The sequence below is a fragment of the Marinilactibacillus psychrotolerans genome, from assembly GCF_900101525.1.
Classification (GTDB): Bacteria; Bacillota; Bacilli; order Lactobacillales; family Carnobacteriaceae_A; genus Marinilactibacillus; species Marinilactibacillus psychrotolerans.
This window is the reverse complement of the sequence record NZ_FMZD01000007.1, coordinates 58,976-80,295: the sequence shown is the minus strand read 5'-3', so window position 1 is coordinate 80,295 and position 21,320 is coordinate 58,976. Positions and strand designations below refer to the sequence as shown.

General features: G+C 34.4%; 27 protein-coding genes and 1 tRNA gene. 4 read left to right on the top strand and 24 right to left on the bottom strand.

The genetic code is table 11. From position 1 onward, the window contains the following. Positions 1–133: 133 nt before the first annotated feature. From clpX to BLT22_RS05315, 21 genes are all read right to left on the bottom strand, one after another. Positions 134–1,387 (bottom strand): ATP-dependent Clp protease ATP-binding subunit ClpX, encoded by a 1,254-nt coding sequence (clpX, locus tag BLT22_RS05415; protein ID WP_091761428.1) that lies wholly within the window; start codon positions 1,385–1,387, stop codon positions 134–136. A 165-nt stretch (positions 1,388–1,552) separates the two neighbouring features. Then, the gene (gene tig, locus BLT22_RS05410) at positions 1,553–2,866 is read right to left on the bottom strand and encodes a trigger factor (protein ID WP_087057112.1); all 1,314 of its coding nucleotides are present in this window, start codon (positions 2,864–2,866) and stop codon (positions 1,553–1,555) included. A 204-nt stretch (positions 2,867–3,070) separates the two neighbouring features. Next, positions 3,071–4,018, bottom strand: coding sequence for a tetratricopeptide repeat protein (locus BLT22_RS05405; protein ID WP_091761426.1), 948 nt, complete (start codon positions 4,016–4,018; stop codon positions 3,071–3,073). A gap of 116 nt (positions 4,019–4,134) precedes the next feature. Then, complete coding sequence (locus tag BLT22_RS05400) at positions 4,135–4,917, bottom strand: acetyl-CoA carboxylase carboxyl transferase subunit alpha (RefSeq protein ID WP_371861799.1); 783 nt, start codon at positions 4,915–4,917, stop codon at positions 4,135–4,137. 58 nt (positions 4,918–4,975) lie between these two features. Beyond that, on the bottom strand, positions 4,976–5,836 hold the full coding sequence (gene accD, locus BLT22_RS05395; RefSeq protein WP_091761422.1) for an acetyl-CoA carboxylase, carboxyltransferase subunit beta: 861 nt from the start codon (positions 5,834–5,836) through the stop codon (positions 4,976–4,978). A 3-nt stretch (positions 5,837–5,839) separates the two neighbouring features. Next, positions 5,840–7,213: an acetyl-CoA carboxylase biotin carboxylase subunit gene (locus tag BLT22_RS05390; RefSeq protein ID WP_091761420.1), complete on the bottom strand. Its 1,374-nt coding sequence runs from the start codon at positions 7,211–7,213 to the stop codon at positions 5,840–5,842. A 77-nt stretch (positions 7,214–7,290) separates the two neighbouring features. Continuing rightward, entirely contained in the window at positions 7,291–7,722 is a 432-nt protein-coding gene (gene fabZ / locus BLT22_RS05385) for a 3-hydroxyacyl-ACP dehydratase FabZ (RefSeq protein WP_091761418.1), read from the bottom strand. 53 nt (positions 7,723–7,775) lie between these two features. Continuing rightward, entirely contained in the window at positions 7,776–8,267 is a 492-nt protein-coding gene (gene accB / locus BLT22_RS05380) for an acetyl-CoA carboxylase biotin carboxyl carrier protein (protein WP_091761416.1), read from the bottom strand. Between the two features lie 3 nt (positions 8,268–8,270). Next, positions 8,271–9,512, bottom strand: a complete 1,242-nt coding sequence (gene fabF, locus BLT22_RS05375) for a beta-ketoacyl-ACP synthase II (RefSeq protein ID WP_091761414.1) — start codon at positions 9,510–9,512, stop codon at positions 8,271–8,273. Between the two features lie 15 nt (positions 9,513–9,527). After that, entirely contained in the window at positions 9,528–10,265 is a 738-nt protein-coding gene (fabG, locus tag BLT22_RS05370) for a 3-oxoacyl-[acyl-carrier-protein] reductase (RefSeq protein WP_371861798.1), read from the bottom strand. Positions 10,266–10,282: 17 nt separating this feature from the next. Beyond that, on the bottom strand, positions 10,283–11,218 hold the full coding sequence (fabD, locus tag BLT22_RS05365) for an ACP S-malonyltransferase (RefSeq protein ID WP_091761410.1): 936 nt from the start codon (positions 11,216–11,218) through the stop codon (positions 10,283–10,285). A 173-nt stretch (positions 11,219–11,391) separates the two neighbouring features. After that, complete coding sequence (gene fabK / locus BLT22_RS05360; RefSeq protein ID WP_091761408.1) at positions 11,392–12,342, bottom strand: enoyl-[acyl-carrier-protein] reductase FabK; 951 nt, start codon at positions 12,340–12,342, stop codon at positions 11,392–11,394. Positions 12,343–12,370: 28 nt separating this feature from the next. Continuing rightward, a complete protein-coding gene (locus tag BLT22_RS05355; protein ID WP_087057128.1) occupies positions 12,371–12,598 on the bottom strand; it encodes an acyl carrier protein in 228 nt (75 codons plus the stop codon). Positions 12,599–12,618: 20 nt separating this feature from the next. Then, positions 12,619–13,605, bottom strand: a complete 987-nt coding sequence (locus tag BLT22_RS05350) for a beta-ketoacyl-ACP synthase III (RefSeq protein WP_091761406.1) — start codon at positions 13,603–13,605, stop codon at positions 12,619–12,621. After that, complete coding sequence (gene fabT, locus BLT22_RS05345; RefSeq protein WP_087057124.1) at positions 13,602–14,057, bottom strand: fatty acid biosynthesis transcriptional regulator FabT; 456 nt, start codon at positions 14,055–14,057, stop codon at positions 13,602–13,604. Before fabT ends, BLT22_RS05350 begins: the two co-directional genes overlap by 4 nt. A 289-nt stretch (positions 14,058–14,346) precedes the next feature. Next, positions 14,347–14,712 carry a DUF2187 family protein gene (locus tag BLT22_RS05340; protein WP_091761404.1) on the bottom strand — a complete coding sequence of 122 codons (366 nt, stop codon included), beginning with the start codon at positions 14,710–14,712 and terminating at the stop codon, positions 14,347–14,349. Between the two features lie 125 nt (positions 14,713–14,837). After that, positions 14,838–15,455, bottom strand: a complete 618-nt coding sequence (locus tag BLT22_RS05335) for an alpha/beta hydrolase (RefSeq protein WP_226910347.1) — start codon at positions 15,453–15,455, stop codon at positions 14,838–14,840. A gap of 16 nt (positions 15,456–15,471) precedes the next feature. Continuing rightward, a complete protein-coding gene (locus BLT22_RS05330; RefSeq protein WP_072694704.1) occupies positions 15,472–15,912 on the bottom strand; it encodes a MarR family winged helix-turn-helix transcriptional regulator in 441 nt (146 codons plus the stop codon). A gap of 115 nt (positions 15,913–16,027) precedes the next feature. Next, complete coding sequence (locus tag BLT22_RS05325; protein ID WP_091761402.1) at positions 16,028–16,612, bottom strand: NADPH-dependent FMN reductase; 585 nt, start codon at positions 16,610–16,612, stop codon at positions 16,028–16,030. Between the two features lie 82 nt (positions 16,613–16,694). Next, positions 16,695–17,267 carry a CDP-alcohol phosphatidyltransferase family protein gene (locus tag BLT22_RS05320; protein WP_072694702.1) on the bottom strand — a complete coding sequence of 191 codons (573 nt, stop codon included), beginning with the start codon at positions 17,265–17,267 and terminating at the stop codon, positions 16,695–16,697. Positions 17,268–17,440: 173 nt separating this feature from the next. Continuing rightward, entirely contained in the window at positions 17,441–17,929 is a 489-nt protein-coding gene (locus tag BLT22_RS05315) for a hypothetical protein (protein ID WP_091761400.1), read from the bottom strand. Positions 17,930–18,082: 153 nt separating this feature from the next. On the opposite strand from BLT22_RS05315, the gene BLT22_RS05310 reads away from it, so the two are divergent. After that, positions 18,083–18,156 (top strand) — tRNA-Arg (locus BLT22_RS05310). A gap of 152 nt (positions 18,157–18,308) precedes the next feature. Here BLT22_RS05310 and BLT22_RS05305 read toward each other — a convergent pair. Together BLT22_RS05305 and BLT22_RS05300 are read right to left on the bottom strand one after the other, a co-directional pair. After that, the gene (locus BLT22_RS05305) at positions 18,309–18,563 is read right to left on the bottom strand and encodes a hypothetical protein (RefSeq protein ID WP_091761398.1); all 255 of its coding nucleotides are present in this window, start codon (positions 18,561–18,563) and stop codon (positions 18,309–18,311) included. A gap of 73 nt (positions 18,564–18,636) precedes the next feature. Then, positions 18,637–18,885: a hypothetical protein gene (locus tag BLT22_RS05300; RefSeq protein ID WP_091761396.1), complete on the bottom strand. Its 249-nt coding sequence runs from the start codon at positions 18,883–18,885 to the stop codon at positions 18,637–18,639. 88 nt (positions 18,886–18,973) lie between these two features. Between BLT22_RS05300 and BLT22_RS12330 the strand changes: the two genes are divergently transcribed. The 3 genes from BLT22_RS12330 to BLT22_RS05290 are packed head-to-tail and all read left to right on the top strand — an operon-like array spanning position 18,974 to position 20,312. Then, positions 18,974–19,126, top strand: coding sequence for a hypothetical protein (locus tag BLT22_RS12330; RefSeq protein WP_176935348.1), 153 nt, complete (start codon positions 18,974–18,976; stop codon positions 19,124–19,126). Beyond that, positions 19,080–19,493 (top strand): hypothetical protein, encoded by a 414-nt coding sequence (locus BLT22_RS05295; protein ID WP_143020630.1) that lies wholly within the window; start codon positions 19,080–19,082, stop codon positions 19,491–19,493. The genes BLT22_RS12330 and BLT22_RS05295 overlap by 47 nt, the downstream gene beginning before the upstream one ends. A 12-nt stretch (positions 19,494–19,505) precedes the next feature. Further along, positions 19,506–20,312 (top strand): hypothetical protein, encoded by an 807-nt coding sequence (locus BLT22_RS05290; RefSeq protein ID WP_091761392.1) that lies wholly within the window; start codon positions 19,506–19,508, stop codon positions 20,310–20,312. Between the two features lie 59 nt (positions 20,313–20,371). On the opposite strand, the gene BLT22_RS05285 is transcribed toward BLT22_RS05290, so the two are convergent. Further along, entirely contained in the window at positions 20,372–21,319 is a 948-nt protein-coding gene (locus BLT22_RS05285; protein WP_091761390.1) for an N-acetylmuramoyl-L-alanine amidase, read from the bottom strand. Position 21,320 lies beyond the last annotated feature (1 nt).

The window sequence follows — 21,320 nt, the reverse complement described above, 5'->3', positions numbered from 1 at the left end:
ACATCTGTCTTCCAATCTTTACAGTTATATGACAAATACTAAAGTTAAATATATTCAAATGTTTTGTAAAATATACAAAAAAACAGTATCTCTCCAAACAAAGAGATACTGTTTTTGAAATTATTTTAATAAATTAACTGATCAATTCGCCCTCATTATTATAGTAGAATGGATCTCCTGATCCTTCAACGGCTTCTTCAGTAATGATGACTTTTTTAATATCTTCACGACTAGGAACTTCAAACATGATTTCCATCATTATACTTTCTATAATTGATCGAAGCCCACGTGCTCCAGTATCACGTTCAATCGCTTTTTTACCAATTCCTCTTAATGCTTCTTTTTCAAATTCTAGTTCTACATTGTCTATTTGCAGTAACTTTTTGTATTGTTTAACGAGAGCACTCTTAGGTTGAGTAAGAATTTGTACTAAATCATCTTCTGATAATTTTTCTAAAACAGCCGTTATCGGTAAACGACCAATAAATTCTGGGATTAGACCATATTTCAGTAAATCCTCAGGAATAATTTGCTGCATCATACTTGCATTTTCAGCAAAACCTTTACGTGTATTTGAAGCACCAAAGCCTATAACCTTATCTCCTAAACGATTTTTGACCATGGTCTCAATTCCGTCAAAAGCACCACCAACGATAAACAAGATATTTGTTGTATCAATTTGGATTAATTCTTGATGCGGATGCTTGCGACCGCCTTGCGGTGGAACACTAGCTGTTGTTCCTTCAAGAATTTTCAACAATGCTTGTTGAACGCCTTCACCACTAACATCTCTGGTGATTGATACGTTTTCTGATTTTCTAGCAATTTTATCGATTTCATCCACGTAAATAATACCATGCTGTGCACGTTCCACATCATAATCCGCAGATTGAAGAAGTTTGAGTAGAATATTTTCAACATCTTCTCCTACATATCCTGCTTCAGTTAAGTTAGTAGCATCTGCAATCGCAAAAGGTACATTTAATATTCTAGCTAAAGTTTGTGCTAGATATGTTTTACCAGAACCAGTTGGACCAATAAGACAGATATTACTTTTCTGCAATTCGATATCATCATCTTGGTCAGAAAGATTATTTACACGTTTATAATGATTATAAACTGCTACAGATAATGCTTTTTTCGCAGCATCCTGTCCTATAATATAATCATTTAATATGGAACGAATCTCTTGGGGTTTTGGAACTTCAGTGTCATCTGCATAAACTTGCTTATTAAATTCTTCATCCATAATTTCTTTGCATAAATCTATACACTCATTACAAATATAAACTCCTGGACCTGCGACAATTTTTTTCACTTGATCTTGTGATTTACCACAAAATGAACAAGAGATATTACCTGATTGTTCCTCATCATTGTCAAACATAGGCAGGTTCACCTCAATTCCTAAAATCTTTTAACATTTTATATAGTAACATAGAACATTTGTGCTTGCCAATAGGTTGGCTTTAGACACTAATCGTTTATAAAAAACGGGAATGCTACTACAGCATCCCCCTTTTTCATTTTATATCAACTAAAGCCGTTAAAATTATTCTGCTGTATCTTTTGAATCAGTAGGTTCTAATGTTTCTTTAGCAGTTGATGTAATTAAATCAATTGCTTTTTTAAGTGAGATATCCTTCGTTAACATATCCACAGATAATACGCTGCGTACTTGTTCTTCTGGCATGTTATATTGAGCAGCTAAATCTTTGATTTCTTTTTCGATATCTTCTTCATTCGCTTCAAGATTCTCAGCTTCAACGATTGCTTCTAATACAAGGTTAGTGCGAACGTTGAACTCTGCTTCGCCTTCAAATTGTTTGTGAAGATCAGATTCAGAAGAGTTTGTCATTTGATAATACATTTCTGCAGAAATACCTTGTTGTTGAAGGTTATTCAGGAACATATCCATTTGACGGTGAACTTCGTCATGTGCCATTTCATGAGGAATCTCTTCGATTTTAGCATTCAATACTGCTTTACGGATTGCTTCGTCATCACGAGCATCATTAGCAGAATTTTCACGACCTTCTTCAAGATTTTCACGGATTTTAGCTTTCAATTCATCTAAAGTTTCAACATCTTCATCTGCATCTTTAGCAAATTCATCGTCAAGCTCTGGAAGTTCTTTTGATTTTACTTCATGAACTTTAACATTAAATACGGCTTCTTTTCCTGCAAGATCTTCAGCTTGATACTCTTCTGGGAAAGTAACTGTGACTTCTTTTTCTTCTCCAGCTTTAATTCCTACAAGTTGCTCTTCAAATCCAGGAATAAAAGAATTAGAACCTAATTCAAGTGAATGGTTTTCGCCTTTTCCACCTTCAAATGCTACACCATCATTGAAACCTTCGAAGTCAATAACCACTGTATCGCCTTCTTCTGCTGCATCTTCTTTAACTGTTAATTCAGCTAAGTTTTCGCGACGAGATTCAAGATTTTTTTCAACCGCTTCTTCTGTTACTTCACGGTCTTGTTTTGTTACTTCAAGTCCTTTATATTCTCCAAGCTCAACTTCTGGTTTTAAAGTAACTTCTGCTATTAATTTCCAGTCTTGTCCTTTTTCAACTGACTCAATATCAATATTTGGCTGAGCAACCGGTTCAATACCAGCTTCTTCAACTGCTTTAGAGTAAGCATCAGGTAGTAAATCGTTTAAAGTATCTTCATATAATGCTGCTTCACCATACATTTGGTTAAACATTTTACGAGGAACACGACCTTTACGGAAACCTGGTACATTAAGTGTTTTTTGAACTTTTTTAAATGTTTTATCTAGTCCATCTTTAACTGTTTCTTGGTCGATTGAAAAAGTCAAACGACCAGAAGTAGCTCCTGTTTTCTCAAAATTAGTTGTCATAATTATTTACCCTCCGAATTTCTTTTTTATCTGTAATAAGTGAAGAACGATTGTCTAATAACAACAATTAGTTCAAGTTGAATCTCGTAATACATTTATCCTAAAAAATAAGAGTGCATACGGGCATTTAAATCACTTAGCACGTTGCGCATACTAGCTTATCATACAATAGTTATATGAAAAAGTAAACAATAACTATATAAGTTAACTTTCTATTTCGCCTAATTTTTTTATCCATTCCATCATCTTCTTTTCACTAGAAGAAAACTCTAAATCATAATTAAATTCTTCTGACTCGTGAGAATAGCGATAGATATATAATTCCACCCATCTAATTGGATTATCTACAATTTCCATTGCAAAAGGATACATTTTTAACAAATGAAAATTAAGTTCCGGTTTAATCGACATTAACATACTAGGATTTTTCTCAAGCTGTATATCTAGCTGTCTATTTATCTCCACTACCATAGGTTCTTCATTGAAGGTATTCAATTTAGCAGGATTGATACTCCTAGAAATTCCTAAAGTTTCAAATTCAAAGTTAATATCTACATTAAGTGAAACCAAATTTTGTAAATAAAATGATTTGGCAAGCGAATCAACAAAAGGATTATTCATAACAAAAGGAATTGCTCTAGCCAATTCATCCGAACTTAGCAGACTTACTTCATCGACAATCTTTAACTGTTCTTCTCTAGCTAAATCAGATAGAGCAAACAATTTCTTCTTTAATTCATTTTTTTTATGCATACGTTGCTGCTCTTCTATTTGTAATTCTTTTTCTAATAACTTTTCCATATGCATTAATTCTTTTTTCGCTATTTGTCCTGTATCTTTTAATTGAGCTAAAAAAGCTTCTGCTTGAATAAATCGTTGATTTTTGATAAGCAAGTGTACATAAAGTGAAAGGTGCTCTATTTTCTTGATATTTATCTCTTTAAAATCCTCAAAAATTTCTAAAGCTTCCTCATACCTCTCTAGTTGTACCAAAACAGATACATAAAACGCATTGATATTCAGCTCTTTGTTTATTGCATAAGCTAATTCTATATAATGTAGAGCTTTAATTGGTTCGTTTTTCTTTAGCTGTATTTCTGCATTTTTAAGATACATTGAATAATTATTTGGAAATTCGATTTTTTCTCCCATTATTTCCCTTCTTTCTTGTACTATTATAAGTACAAAGAATAAACCGTCAAATCTTTATTGAAATAGTATAGAAAAGAATAAAAACCGATATGAGAGAAACTCAAATCGGTTTATTGTTAAAATTTTCTGAATCTGTTATATCTTTGCTCAATTAATTGATCTTTTGATTTGGAGGTTAACTGTTTGATCTCAATTTCTATATCCTCTTTTAACGAATTTAGCAATTGGGCATAACTAATTTTCTCGCCCTCTTTTTCTTCATAGATGATGCGATCAATTACGCCTAATTCAAGCAAGTCATATGACGTCAGCTTCATTATTTCTGCGGCTTCTCCAGCCCTTTTGGAATCTTTCCAGAGTATCGAAGCAAATCCTTCTGGAGAAAGAATAGAATAGATAGAAAATTCCATCATCCACACTTTATTTCCCGCAGCAAGAGCAAGGGCTCCACCACTCCCTCCCTCACCGACTATAATCGAAAGAATTGGGACAGAAAGATCACTCATTTCAAGCAGGTTCTTTGCTAATGCTTCTCCTTGACCACGTTCTTCAGCTTCTACACCACAATAGGCACCAGAAGTGTTTACAAAAGTGATGATTGGTCGATTGAACTTTTCAGCTTGCTTCATCAATCGTAAAGATTTCCGGTAGCCTTCTGGATGTGGTGATCCAAAGTTTCTTTTTAAATTTTCTTCTAAATCATGACCTTTTTGGTTACCGATAATTGTTACAGGTTGACCATTTAGCATACCGATACCCCCCACAATTGCAGCATCATCTTTATATGAACGATCTCCATGTAGTTCAATAAAATCATCAAAGATTGCTTCAATTAATTCCGTAGTTGTGATGCGGTCTGTTTGTCTAGCAATTGAAACGATATCCATTGCTTCCGCCATTTGATCACCTCTTTTTCTATTATTATTTACTATCAACCTACTAGATTTCTGATTATCTTTAAAAATGGGAATTAGAGACTGCATGCATCATCAAAAGTTTGTTAATAACTTCTTTCAATTCTGTTCGTGGCACAATTTCATCTATAAACCCATGTTCCAAAACTTTTTCCGCAGATTGAAAATCATCTGGGACAGATTCTTTAATGGTTTGTTCAATTACTCTTCTACCTGCAAAACCAATTAATGCACCTGGTTCAGCAAGAATAATATCTCCCTGCATAGCGAAACTAGCCGTCACACCACCCGTTGTAGGGTCGGTCAATACTGTAAGATAAAACAGGCCCATATCAGAGTGTTTTTTTACCGCAGCGCTAGTTTTTGCCATTTGCATGAGAGATAAAATACCTTCCTGCATTCGAGCTCCACCGGAAGCAGTAAATAAAACAACTGGTAATCCTTTATCAGTAGCTTTTTCGAATAAACGCGTGACTTTTTCACCTACTGCTTGTCCCATACTGCCCATTATAAAGTTAGAATCCATAATGCCTACCGCTAAATCAACTCCATTTAGTTTAGCACTGCCCGTTAATACTGCTTCCCTTAATCCAGAATTTATTTGAGCTTTTTTAAGCTTCTCATCATACCCAGGAAAGCTTAAAGGGTCTGACGAAACAATATCTTCATCCCACTCTTCAAATGTTCCTTCATCAATAGTTAAATGTAGTCTTTCCTGAGCGCTAATTCTAAACGCATACTGACAATTAGGACAGATGCTTTCATTTCCTAAATCTTTGGAGTAAATCGATTGTTTACAGTTGGGGCATTTGACAAACATACCATCTGGCACAAAAGGAGCTCGCTCTGAATCATTCGTGACTTTCTGCAAAGAAATGTAAGGACGCTTTTTAAATAGTCGCAACGATTACTCCTCCTTTAAACGATTTTGCCATTTTGGTATAAATATATTTTCCAGATACTCCGTATCATATTTTCCGTTTATAAACTCTGCATCATCTAGCAAATCTAATTGAAAAGCTAGATTTGTCTGAATACCATCCACAACCATCTCTTTAAGTGCTCGTTTCATTTTAGCAATTGCAATTTCTCGAGTTTTTCCATGAGTAATCACTTTAGCAATCATCGCATCGTAATATGGAGGAATCTCTCCCCCGGCAAATAAGGCTGTATCCACTCTTAAACCATTTCCCCCAGAAGGAAGATTCAAATATTTTATTACTCCCGGTGAAGGAGCAAAATTGAAAGCTGGATTTTCTGCATTAATCCGACATTCAATTGAATGTCCTTTCAATTCCAAAGAATCCTGATTAATTGAAAGTGGTTCATTGTTTGCAATTTTGATTTGTTCTTGTACAATATCAAACTCTGAAATCATTTCAGTGATTGGATGCTCTACCTGAATTCTAGTATTCATTTCCATGAAGTAAAATTTCCCGTTTGGATCAAGTAAAAATTCAACGGTACCAGCATTCTTATATCCAACATACTCTGCAGCTCTTACAGCCGCTGCTCCAATATGTTTTCTTTGTTCTTCTGATAAAATGTGAGAAGGGGCTTCTTCAAGAATTTTTTGGTGGTTTCTTTGCATAGAGCAATCTCGTTCCCCTAAATGAATAACATTCCCAAAATGGTCTCCTAATAATTGGATCTCAATATGCTTAGCAGGGGAAATGATTTTTTCCATGTACATACGGTCGTCTCCAAATGCAGCTTTTGCTTCGGACTTCGCAGAACTAAATGCTTGTAGCAAATGCTCAGCAGAAATTACTACCCTCATTCCTTTACCGCCGCCTCCAGCTACGGCTTTAACGATAACTGGATACCCAATTGCTTCAGCTGTTTCAATTACTTCTTCATCGCTTTCTAAAAAACCGTCACTACCAGGCACAATGGGAACATCAGCCTTACGCATCATTTCTCTAGCATTAGCTTTATTTCCCATCTGGTCAATTGTTTCTTTGTCTGGACCAATAAAGACAATATTAACTTCTTCACACATCGCAGCAAAAGTACTATTCTCAGAAAGAAATCCAAATCCTGGATGAATTGCTTGTGCACCAGTAATAACAGCTGCGCTTAATATATTTTGCATATTCAAATAAGAATCGCTAGCTTTTGATGGTCCTATACAAACCGCTTCATCTGCTAGTTGCATGTGTAAAGCATCTTCATCCGCCTCAGAATAAACAGCAACCGTTTGAATGCCCATCTCTTGGCACGCACGGATAATTCGTACAGCTATCTCTCCTCGATTGGCTACTAATATTTTTTGAAACATGTTATTACCTTCCTTAAATCAGATTGTATGTCTATTTAAAATAGATCATAACGTATACTTTTAAAAATTAAAGTACATTAACGGCCGATAATAAATGTCATTTCTACTTCACAAACTTTTTTACCATCAACATATGCAACGCCTTTACCTATTCCAGCGTACTCTTTTAATTTTACAATATCTACTTTAAGTTCTAAAACATCGCCAGGAACAACTTTTTTTCTGAATTTAACCTTGTTCAATCCGCCTAAGTAAGCTGTTTGTCCTTTAAATTGATCCATTTTAAGTAATGGAATAGACCCCGCTTGAGCTAAACTTTCTACGATTAATACTCCTGGCATTACCGGCTCTCCAGGAAAATGTCCTTGGAAAAACTCTTCATTAATTGTAACATTTTTTATAGCTGTTACATGTTCACCTGGAATCATTTCAGTAACTTTGTCAATAAAATAAATTGGATAACGATTTGGAATCAATTCTTGAATTTCTTTTATGTTCATTGTAGTCATTTTGAGTTCTCCTTAAAATTAATAATAGTATATTTCAATTATTTTCAACCGCTTTATTCTACATCAGTGATTTGAATAAGTGGTTGCCCAAATTCTATCGGTTGACCATCTTCAACCAATACTTTATGAACAGTTCCACTTACATCACTTTTTATTTCATTCATAACTTTCATTGCTTCGATGATGACTAATGGCTGTCCTTTTTCAACTCTGTCTCCAGCTTTGACAAACGGTGGCTTTTCAGGTGATGAAGCAAGATATGAAGTTCCTACAATTGGCGCACCGATTTCATGGATATTCTCTAATGTTTCAGCCACTTGAACTTGCTCATCTACTTCTGAATCCACAACATTTCGTTCGTTAGATACAAAATTCCCTGCTTGAGTAGGGTTACTGATTCTCTCTGGAGTTTCCGTTTGGGCAGAAATAGTTGTTGAATCATTCTTGCTCATTTTGATAGAAACCAAATCGTTGTCTAGTTCAAATATTTTCAAACTTGATGCATCGATTTTTTCTATTAATTCTTTTATCTGGTCAAAATTCATTTCTTATGCATCCTCCCATTTTTTGAAAAGGGTGACTGCATTGTGTCCTCCAAAGCCTAATGAGTTATTCATAGCATACTGAATACCTTTTTCTCTTGCTTCATTAGGAATGTAATCTAAATCACATTTTTCATCCGGAGTTTCTAACCCAATTGTTGGAGGCAATATACCTTCTTGTAAAGCTTTAATACAAGCTACCGCTTCAATTGCACCTGCGCCTCCAAGTAAGTGTCCTGTACTACCTTTTGTACTGGAAATAGCAACTGTATGAGCAACTTCTTCTCCAAGCGCTCTCTTGATCGCAACTGTCTCAGATGAATCATTTGCTGGTGTTGCAGTACCATGAGCATTGATATATCCAACTTGGTTCGGTTCAATATTTGCTTCAGCCATTGCATGAATCATCGCATTAGCAGCGCCTTCACCATCTGGTGTAGGGGCTGTCATGTGGTAGCTGTCTCCAGTTGCCCCATATCCAACAATTTCTGCATAAATTTTAGCGCCACGTTCTTGAGCACTTTCAAGGCTTTCAAGTAAAATGACCGCTCCACCTTCACCCATTACAAATCCTTGACGATTTTTGTCAAATGGTGTTGAAGCTTTATCTGGATCTTCGCTATTTGATAATGCTGTTAATGCTGCAAATCCTGACATTCCAATCTCATTGATACTCGCTTCTGATCCACCGGCCAGCATATAGTCAGCATAGCCATGCTTAATATTTCTGTATGCTTCCCCTATTGAATTGTTACCTGAAGCACAAGCAGTAACGATAGACAAGTTCGGTCCTTTAGCCCCTGTAGCGATAGAGATATTTCCAGCTACCATGTTTCCAATTGCCATTGGTACAAATAAAGGAGCTACACGATCTAAACCTTTTTCATGCATTTTAATGATTTGATTTTGCATAGCGTTTAATCCGCCAATACCTGATCCTACCATTACACCTAAACGAGTTGCATCGATTTCAGCAGCATCTAATTTAGCATCTTCCATTGCTTCAAGAGCAGCAGCAACACCATATTGAGAGAAAACATCCATTCTTTTTGCTAATTTACGGTCCATTCGTTCTTTTGCTACGAAATCTTTAACTTCTCCTGCTACGTGAACATTGATAGATGTCCCGTCAAATTTGGTCAACGGCCCAATACCATTTTTCCCTGTTTTTAGCCCATTCCAAAAATCTTCTACGTTATTTCCAAGAGGAGTGACTGCTCCTAATCCTGTTATTACGACTCTACGCATTTTTATTCCTCCTAATTATCCATTCATAACCATACCACCGTCGACATTAATAACTTGTCCAGTGATATACTTTTGATTGCTTAAAAATAATGCTGTTTCCGCTACTTCCTCAGGTTGACCTAAACGTTTTAAAGGAATTTGAGTTAAAATGGTCTCTTTAACTTTATCGCTCAAAACATCTGTCATATCAGAGTCAACGAATCCGGGTGCTATTGCATTAACAGTGATTCCTCTAGGCGCTAATTCTCTAGCAACTGATTTAGTAAATCCAATTATCCCTGCTTTACTAGCGGCATAGTTTGCTTGACCTGCGTTACCTACTTGACCGACAACACTAGCAAGATTAATGATACAACCACTCTTTTGCTTCAACATGTATTTTGAAGCAGCTTTAGTTGTATAGAATGTACCTTTCAAGTTAATATCGATTGTTTGATCAAATTCTTCTTCAGTCATTCTAAGCAAAAGATTATCTCTTGTAATTCCTGCATTATTAACTAATACATCCACACTACCAAATTTATCCTTAGTCTCTTTAATTAAGCGACTAGCAAAATCTGGAACGCTTATGTCTCCTATACAAGTATGGATCTCTCCACCAAAATGACTCAATTCTGATAATTGTTCTTCTGAAATTTCTTTACGTCCATTTAATACAACATTATGTCCGGCATTTGCAAAAGCATAAGCAATTGCTCTGCCAATCCCTCTAGAACTTCCAGTAACGATAACTGTTTTTATATTTTCTATCACAATTTCACCTCTTACAATTAGTTGTTAGATGCAATTTTTTCGATTGCTTTGTGCAACTGTTTCAGATTCTCGACATTTAAAACAGTTACACTTTTATCAATTTTTTTTACAAATGTCTTTAGAGTTTTCCCTGGGCCGAGTTCGATAAAGGTACCTGCTCCATCTAGAATCATTTGCTTAATCATCTGTTCAAATCTTACAGGAGACATGACTTGTTGAACTAACGTTGAAGTCACTTCTTCTTTGTTTTCATAAACAGCTGCTGTGGTATTACTATAGACAGGATAAGTGAAGTCATTTATTTTTACTGACTTCAACTCTTCCTCTAATTTCTTAGCTGCTGGTTCAAGTAATTTTGTATGGAAAGGTCCACTAACATTAAGTGGAATGATTTTTTTCACTTCTGTTTTTTCTAATTCAGTGATTGCAGCTGCTACGCCTTCTTTTACACCCGCGATCACAATCTGTCCAGGCATATTATAATTAGCGATTTGCACAAAATGCTTTTCACTGATCTCGTCACATATTTTTTCAATAACTTCAGATTTCAATCCCATAATTGCAGCCATTGCACCTACACCTTTGGGAACAGCTTGGTCCATATAAGTTCCACGTTTATGTACAAGCTTTACTGCATCTTCAAATGTAAAAACCTCTGAGGAAACCAGTGCGGTATATTCTCCTAAACTTAAACCCGCTACCATGTCCGGTTTAATTCCAGCATCTCTCATTAAATGTTCTATAGCATGACTAAGCGTTAATATTGCTGGCTGAGTTAATGGTGTCCAGTTTAGCTTTTCATCATCATTGAATGATAAAGCAGCCAAATCAATATCTAAGGCTCTGCTCGCTTGATCAAAAATTTTCCTGACACTTTCATATTCCTCATATAATTCTTTTCCCATTCCATTATATTGAGCGCCTTGCCCGCTAAACAAAAATGCTGTAGACATATTAAATATCCTTTCTTTACTTAACTCTATTAAAAGATTAATCAAGGGAATGAAACAAGTTTATTAGATAAATAAGAGTCATATATATTGCTTACTAGCTTGCTTCGATTCCCAATTTCAATCTTATGATAATAATCTGCATACTTTGAGTATCAAAGTATCACTGAAAAAAATTAGAATACAACAGGGTTTGAGGTTAGTTCTTTGTATTCACTCATTAATTCTTCAACAATTTCCTTACAGCTTTGTTCTTTTTTCACAAGTCCTGCACTCTGTCCGGACATAAATGATCCAGTATCTTTGTCTCCATCAACCACTGCTCGTTTCAGAGCCCCTTTTCCCAATGCTTCTAAACGAGAAAAATCTGGGTTTTCATCACTTGTGATTTCTTTTTCTACTTTTAAGTACTCATTTGTTAATTTATTTCTTAAGACACGTACTGGGTGACCAGTAATCATTCCTGTTACTACAGTATCAATATCTCTCGCTTTTATGACTCTCTTTTTAAAGTTATCATGAGCAATACTTTCTGTAGCTACAACGAATCTAGTACCAAGTTGAACTGCTGAAGCTCCCAACATGATCCCAGCTGCCATTCCTCTTCCGTCAGCAATACCTCCTGCTGCAATAACTGGAATGTTAACCGCGTCAACTACTTGAGGAACTAGTGTCATCGTTGTTGATTTACCTATGTGTCCTCCTGCTTCCATTCCTTCACAGATAATTGCATCTGCCTCGTCTTTTTCCATACGTTTGGCTAAAGCAACTGAAGCGACAACAGGAATAACTACGATGCCAGCTTCTTTGAATTTTTTCATGTATCTTCCTGGACTACCAGCACCTGTTGAGATGACACTGACTTTTTCTTCACAGACTACATTGACTACTTCGTCAACATACGGGGATAGTAATAGTACATTTACTCCAAATGGTTTATCAGTCATTTCTTTTGTTTCACGGATTAATTTACGTACATATTCTCCTGGTTCGTGTCCAGCTCCAATCATACCTAATCCGCCGGCATTTGAAACTCCAGCAGCTAAGCTAGGAGTTCCAACCCATGACATTGCTCCTTGAATAATAGGATATTGAATCCCGATTTTTTCCATTAGTGACAGATTCATATAGGAGCTCCCTTCCAATGATATTTACTTATGCAAGTTGTGCTTCAACATATTTAACGATATCTCCTACAGTGTTTAAGCCTTCTTCAGTTTCAATTTTAATATCAAATTCATCTTCGATATCATTAATAATTTGAAATAGATCTAGACTATCTGCTTCTAACTCTTCACGGAAATTTGTTTCCATTTGTACTTCTTCTGTTTCTTTATCTAATTGGTCCACGATAATTTCTTGAATTTTTTCGAAAGTTGACATATTTTGTTCCTCCAAATTTTTTATAGTTTTATTAATAGAGATCCCCATGTTAATCCGCCACCAAATCCAGTTAACACTATGGTTTGATTACTGCCAAGTTGAATGTCTCCATTTGTAATTAATTCTTCCAATAGAATCGGAATACTAGCCGCCGATGTGTTTCCATATTGATCAATATTTTTGGGAAACTTTTCGATAGGCTGCTTCAATTTTTTAGATACTGCTTTGATCAATCTTGCATTAGCCTGATGTAATAAAAAGAAATCAACCTCTTCAAGTCTTAGCTGGTTGGCTTCAACAACTTCAGTAATACTTTTAGGAACAGACCTAACCACAAAATCAAATATATCTCTACCGTTCATCTGTAGATAGGGATTTACCTCATTACCTGAAGTCAGTAAATTATTGACTGCAACTTCTCCAGAAGTCAATGATTGACCTCTTGATCCGTCTGCATGTATATCTTCACCAATAAAACTATGTGTGTGGTTGTTTTTTTCAAGCAATACACATCCAGCTCCATCACCAAATAATACTGCGGTTGAACGGTCTTTCCAATCCACAACTTTAGACATAACTTCTCCACCGATAACAAGTGCATATTGATAAGGACCGACAGATAACATTTTTTCTGCAACAGAACACGCATAGACAAATCCCGAACAGGCAGCATTGATATCAAATGCCATTGCATTTTCAGCTTGGATGTTTGACTGAACGGTACAAGCAACAGAAGGTGAATGCGCATCAGGTGACATTGTTGCTACAATAATCAATCCTACTTCTTCAGCTTTTACCTTAACCTTATCCAATGCTTTTAATGCAGCTTCAGTACATAGATCAGAAGTGTTTTCTGTCGTACTGATATGTCTTTGTTTAATTCCCGTGCGTGATGTAATCCATTCATCGGAAGTATCTAACCATTCTGTTAAATCCTCATTCGTAAGAATTCTTTTAGGAATATATTTTCCCACTGAACGGATCCTAACTTTTCCTTGATTACTCACTCTGGCAACTGCTCCTTTGTACGCTCTAAAAATTCATGAAGATTTCTTAGACCTATCATTAATATTTCTGACTGCTCTTTATCCATTTCTGCAATTGTTTCCTTGACCATATCTCGGTGAAACTTATCATGTAAACGATACAGCAATCGACCATTTGGAGTTAAAGCAAGTTTCACAACACGTCTGTCTGAATCTGTACGTATTCTTTCTACATAACCTTTACGTACAAGATTATTTACTGAAACAGTTAGCGTTCCTGCTGTCACACCTAATTTTTTAGCTACTTCACTAGTCGTATGCTGATGATACATTCCTACTGCTTCGATCGTATGCATTTCTTTTATTGAAACATCTTTAAATCGACTTGACTGTAGAGTTTTCTCTTCAATCATCAATACATCATTAAAGATTGTAACCAAGAAACTATTGATTTCATTAACTAATGGATCCACATCAACTCCTCCATTTCTATTACATAGTCAATATAGTTTGATCATCAAAGTATTTGACTATCAAAATATTATCTTACATTTCTACTCCTGTCAAGAATAAATTTTTTTCTAGCGTATTGTTATAATTAAAAAGTGATTAAGTGTTATAAGAACAGCGACAATACAAATTTTTAAAGATTTCTAATTTAAATTTTAATTATAAAAAAACAGACTGTTTTAAATAGTAAACTCAATGAGTAACTTTACTCTAAATTGAGATAGCTATTTAAAACAGTCCTAATCTTAATACTTATTCAACGTCTTCTGTATCTTCATTAACTTGTTTTTTGAATCCCTCGATATCTTTAAAATTAACAACCGTTTTTTCTTCCATTAAATCATGCATTCTTTCTGCTGACTGGTCCCAGTTAATTTTAACAATTGCACTATTTGTAAGCAATTTTTCGATAATACCTTCCATCGGCTCATCTCTAAAAAAGAAAATGATTTCATCTCCAATATCCGGTCTTAAATCCTCTTTGATCGTCTCTATAATTTCGACAGCTTCTTTATAAGGCAAATCCAGTAAATTAGCAATTCGGGAGTTGCTGGCACCTTTTCGAAGTTCTGTTTCGACTAAAACTTGAACTTCCTCGGTAATTTTTTCTTTAGCCATAAAAATCTCCTTAGTCTTAAATTTCAGATCTTTATTAAATGTTTCTAATCTATTATATCATAAACTAGCAATAAAATCGATAAATCAATGTGATTATCTACGGAAATTTAAGATTTAAATACTACTTATAGATTTTCATACCAAATAGCAGCTGCATCTATCTCACTTTTCGATAAGTTATGTCCATCTTTTCCCCAATACGTTGTTATACTCGCTCCAGCTTCAATAAAAATTTGCTCCAATTCTTTTGTTTCTTCCGGCAAACAAAGTGGATCGTTTTCTCCTGCTCCAATAAACAAACGCTGATTTGATAAATCAGGAAGCTCTGTATTTCTGGTAGGAACCATCGGATGTAAAAGCATTCCTTGGTATAAAACATCATTGTAGTGGAAAAGCAAACTAGATGCTATGTTTGCACCATTCGAGTATCCTAAAACGACAAGCTGTTTCGTTTTAAACCCATAATGTGCTGCTGCTGCATTTAAAAATTCAAATAATTTATCTGTTTCTTTTTTCAAGCTTACTTCGTCTAAAATGCCCATCGCTTTTCTTTCAAAAAAGCGATTCATCCCATTTTCATTAATGTTTCCTCTCAGACTTAAAATACCCGCTTGTGGATCAATCATTTTTGCTAACTGGATCATGTCATGCTCATCTCCTCCAGTTCCGTGCAATAATAAAAAGACAGTGGTGTTTCCCATTAAAGGTTCATTATAAACATGGATAAATGATTCAAGTGACAATATAAGCGTCCTCTCTTTATTTAATTAGTTTAGCTGATTCATATCCAACTTCTTTCAATAATGTTCGTAATTTATTTAAATCATCATCAGAAAGATTCTTAAATATTTTTTCAATTGTTTGGGCATGCTTAGGAAAAATATCTTCCATTTTAAGATAACCTTCTGCAGTCAGTTCTGCAAAAGTAACTCTTCTATCTTTAACATCTGCAATTCTTTGAACCAGTCCTTTTTCTTCTAAACGATCAATTACATAAGTTATACTGCTTGAAGCTAGTAATATTTTTTTCCCAATCATTTGAATCGGTTGCTTTCCTTTATTATATAGATATTCCATCACTGTAAATTCGGTAGCATTCAACCCATAAGAAATCATATCTTCTTTTACAACTCTTTCTACACTAGAGGCCGCTCTCAAAATTGTTGTTAATGCTTTTAATGAGTCTTCATTTCTTGTCATAATTTCACCTACTTATTTATCTTTAATAATATACGAATTCGTACTAAAAAACAATAGGTAACAAAGCTAATATAGACTATTAGCTTTGTTACAGTTCCTATTTATAGTTAACTTTCTAACTGTTCGCGGATTTCTTATTGCGTACTTCTATCATTGCTTCAGTCCAAGGTATCAATTGATCAATCATTGTCTCAACAGCCTCTTTTTGAGCATTGGAAGGATTAAGATTCGGGTAATCAAAATCATAAAAAATGGATAGTGCTGGGTTTGTTCTAACATGTGCAACTTGAAACTCTGACAACACTGATCTTAGCTGTTCAGCTGAACGAACCCCACCAGAAGAACCATAGCTTACGATTCCTGCTGCCTTATCATTTAATTCATGATATAAAAAGTCTAAAGCATTTTTCAAAGCACTTGGTATACCATGATTATATTCTGGTGCAATAAAGATATAGCCATCTTGATCCGTCATTTTTTGAGACCATGGAAGTTGTTTCTCTTTTTCAATTAATTCATCTGTATATGCGGGAGAAGTTGGTTCAGCAAAAACAGGTAAATCAAACTGTTTGATATCTATAATTTCATATTCTACATCATCATTATCTTGTCTGTTTATCGCTAGTTTTTTAACCCATTCTGCAACATCTAGATTGACACGATTCTCTCTAATTGAACCAGTAATAATCCCAATTTTCATTCTGTTTCCTCCTTCTTTAAGTTATTTTAATTATAACACTCAAAAAAACAGAATTAAAAAGTTAGCCCTTCTTTATTCGACTTTAGTTTAGAACATTCGAATCATTGTACATTTCTATAAATACTTTCATATACCTGATGAAAGCAAATATTTGAAAAAGAGCAGTAATAATTATAAGAGACCAAAGGAATCCCCGACTAATCTCCGGTAATAAAACCAGTATAAACATACATAGATAAAAGACAATTGTACCAATTTTCCCGAACCATTTAGCTCCATCTACCATTTTTCCTTTTTTTAGCAATATATAACTAAAAATAAACATACTAGTCTCTTTTACGATAAATATACCTAGTAAGTACCCCATAACAGGCCATTTAACAAGCAGTACCGATGCAACTGCCAACTGTGTTAATTTATCGGCAATAGGATCAAATATTTTCCCTAAATTTGTAATTTGATTAAATTTCCGCGCGATAATACCATCCATCGCATCAGTAAGCCCCGAAACAAATAATATACCTGCAGCAATCAAGTAACCATTTATGTCTGTCGCTATAAGATATGAATAGATAAACAGAGGAATTAATAGTATTCTGAAATATGATAATATATTTGGTACTTTAAACCATTCATTACGATATATATTTTTCATTATCGCCTCACCTTTACTTTACAAATAAAAAAGAGGAGCCTAGAATGGTTCCTCCTTTTCTGCGATACTTCTTTCATTTTTAAAAAAAAGCACATGCTAATTGTCTATTTTTATACTTATTAAAAGTTTGTTTCTTTTAACTAACTTTAGTATATTCCATTAAAGTACTAGATTCAATTTGTTTCTGGATTTTCACTATGGTTATCAGGATTAAAATTATCTTCATGTGTCTGAGCATCTGTACCAGGGTCTTTAAAATTGACGCCAAATCCTGGCGCTGACAGATGATCATCTAATGAACTTTCAAAATCCCCTTTTTCTTTTTCGTCTTCTCTAGAAGGAGTTTTTTGATCATTTAATTTTTGCTTAGTGCTATGCTTTGGCATCTCTTGAAGCATAACATATCCCCCTCTTTTTAACTTATCCATAAATAGTTCTGTATCTTTTTCAGATAATTTATACTTTTCAGCAATATCATTATCTCTAAGTTCTAATTTACTCACACCATCGACCTGCAAATTGATTAGCGCAGCTATCGAATCTCTTTGTTCTTCTTTGGTAACTATAGTAAGTTTATTTTCAGGAATATGCTTTTCTTTTGTCGCTTGTTCAATATTAGATGTTACGTCTTCTTCTAATTGAAACATTGACAGTAACTTCATACTATTGTCCTCCTTGTATCATTTTCAATAAGTTTATGATATCAAAGTAAATCATTCCCGCCAAACAAGAAGCCTTGTTTTGATTTATATTTTTAATAGAAGTATTGACTTTTCCTGGAGAACCTTATATAATATGTTCTGTTGCTGTTAATTGTTCTGATAGCTCAGCTGGATAGAGCATTCGCCTTCTAAGCGAACGGTCGGGGGTTCGAATCCCTCTCAGAACGTAATAATCACCTTTCAAACATTGATATGAAGGTATATTTAGAATTACCTCGCCAAATATTCGCCGAATTTTAAAAAAAACACTCAATCTATAAAATGATTGAGTGTTTTTTTTGCGTCTTCTTAATATAGAAGATACCCGATCATGCTCAAGCTACTTATCTGTTTCATCATATTGTTTAATCAATTTCTTGTACATATACAGTAAATTATAAGTATGCACTATTATTTCTACATTAAATTTATTCTCAAACCTCTTTATAGTAGCTCTGTTACACTGAGTATCTAACAGCAAATCAAATGAGTTTTTTTCTCCTTTCAAGTATAAACATAATATATTTTGTTCTTCTCCATATTTCTCTATTAATGAACTTATTGCTAATAATGCAGATGTGATTTCTTTATCCATTAATTCCATCTCCTTTTTAGTTTCTACCTATATAAATTTCAAAAGAAATGGAATCTAACGAAAATATTTTAAATTATTTTATTTCTCTGTATTTATTATATGAAGAAAGAGAAAAATCTGTCTGTCTCATGATCTGCTTTTGAATATGCTTGAACATTTCAATTTTTTTATGTCCTTTCTGCATTCCCTCTTCTCCTTCTTTCACAGCGTATCTAATATCAGATATTGACTCATCTAATACTTTGTTCATCCATACTTGAAAGTCTTTGTATTCATCTAAATCTGCTTGTGTCTTAATTGTTTGATCAAAATGATTACTCATAACCTTTCTCCTCTCGCTTGACTATTCGAACGTGCGTTCCTATAATATACCATATACGGAACAAACATTCGAGTGAAGGAGTACATATATGGAAGATGACAATACAATAACTGATGATGATATTTGGGGATTGGGAGAAAGTAGCTTGATACTTATGGAGAATGAAATCGAAGAATTACTAAAGGAGCCTACCGATGAAAGAAGAAGTGAGACTATTAACCCCGGACAAAATGGGATATAAAGATAGAGGTATAATGAAGTGGCAAGGGATGATTTTATCGGAACAAAAAGATTATATAAGGAAGATGAAAGCCGAAGCTCTTAAAGCTGACATCCAACCTAAAGAGGAAATGACAGAGGAAGAGATTGCTGAGGTACTGTATACGGCATACGTGACTAAGTTACCCGTAGTAATTCAAGCAGCTATACTAAAAAATGGCCTGTACTATCCTGATGTAATTGGAATGGTAATGGGTTTTGCTCAAAACAAAGTAGTGCTTGATGTTAGAAAGAAGGATGGTAGTAATGTAGAGAAAAGAGTCACGTTAGATATGATTCGAAACGTAGAGTTGTATGATATACTGAAATGGAAAAAATTATCTAAATAGGAGTAGTAATTTATGAAAGTAAATAAACTATCAAAAGTGCTTTTAATTATGTTATTCATACTCATTGTTTTAATCATATCTAATGATACTATCTTAGACTTCCTTTTAGAAGATAGAATGTTTTCTCTTTATGGTTCTATGGTAGGTGTTTTGGGTTCTTATTCATTATTCAGATTTCAGTTAAAAAAAGAAAGAGAAAAAGAAGAATTAGATAAGCTCCCATTGTTATTCTTGAATAACATTAAAAGTAAAATCAAAAATTTATTACCAGGTCAAGATCTTGTTCAAAATGGAATGTTTTTGAATGATAGTGGAGTTTTTAGTGAGTTAACATTACCTCTTATTAATGCGGGTAAAACTGCTATAACTAAAGTAGATTATAACTACGAAGTTAAAAATTTGGATCATATTAACTCCATTATAAGTCAGGAAGCACGTAAAGATATTAGTTTTTACCTATCTAATAAAAATGATATATTTGATTTTGATAATTTTTCATTCACACATAAGAACCAAAATCATTCTATATATCATATAGCGGAAAACCTTCCCGCACACAAGTATATACCTGTAGTAATGCCAGGAGAAACAGTTGATTTACAAGTTACTTCATTTATTAGTCTATTATGGAATTATATGTTGTTACCCTACCCTATAAAAATCAAACCTGAAATTGAACTTGAAATTTCTTATATAGACTTTCAAAATAAAAAAAACTTTATTCTTTTTAAAATAGAGTTGTTTGAGGTACAAAAAAAGTATAATGACGAAACAACTGACATCATTTTTGAAATCCATACAGAAAAAATAGATAAATAAAAAAAGCCCCCGATTATGGAGGCTTACTTACTTTTTATAACTGGTAGAAATCGACTAGTTTAAAATGTTCCGTTGTTCAATCGTCTTTGCATTTCTCTAATTAAAGCTGAAGGATAAGAAATATATCCATCCACAGGTGTGCCATATTTGCGTTGTAAGGCCCTAATCATTGTAGACTTGTAAGAAACTATTCCATCTACTGGTGTGTTTAGGTCGCGTTGAATTGCTCTAATAAGCGTTGAACCGCCACTACCGTAGGATGTGCTAAATATATATCTAGTATTATTATTTTTAGGCTGTCCGCTGATAATTCCGTCTACTGGCGTGCCATAGTGTTTTTGTAAAGCTTTAGTGGTATCAGATCCCAACGCACCATCTTCTTTTAGTTTTGTTGGTTTAGGCGCTGGTTTCGACTTGTTAACTATTGGTTTAGCAACTGGCTTAGCCTCTACGTTAGTATTCAAAATAGCTTCCACTAACTTTCTAGCATACTCATCTACATGATTAACTAAAATATCCGCTTCTTCTTTATGCGTTCCAAATCCTAATTCTACCAATCTATAGTTCACGCCACCTTTTGCCGCCATTCTAGCGTTTCCTAAGTTAGTCCGTGCGCTAATTCCTTTTTCGCCATATGCTGCAAAACGTAACCCAACCATATCTTTGATTACATCTCTTAATCGTAGATCAAGTGAATCTGGTTTGTAGTTACCCCAAATAATCACGTGGCCATCTTCTGATCCAGGAGTGAATGCATCATAATGGAATTCGATTACCTTAGTATCTTTTCCGTAGCTATTAGCCAATTTAACGAGATCCCCATAATGCAATACATTATGTTCTGAAAAGAAAACGACATCTGCGCCTTTTGGCAAATGTCGTTTCATTGCGGGAAATAGATTTTCTTTCATATATCTGTGTTCGCCTTTTTTGATATATCCTGTTGCTCCTGGATCGAATGATCCATCTGGTTTCAATCCGTGTCCTGCAATACATAAAGTTGTCATA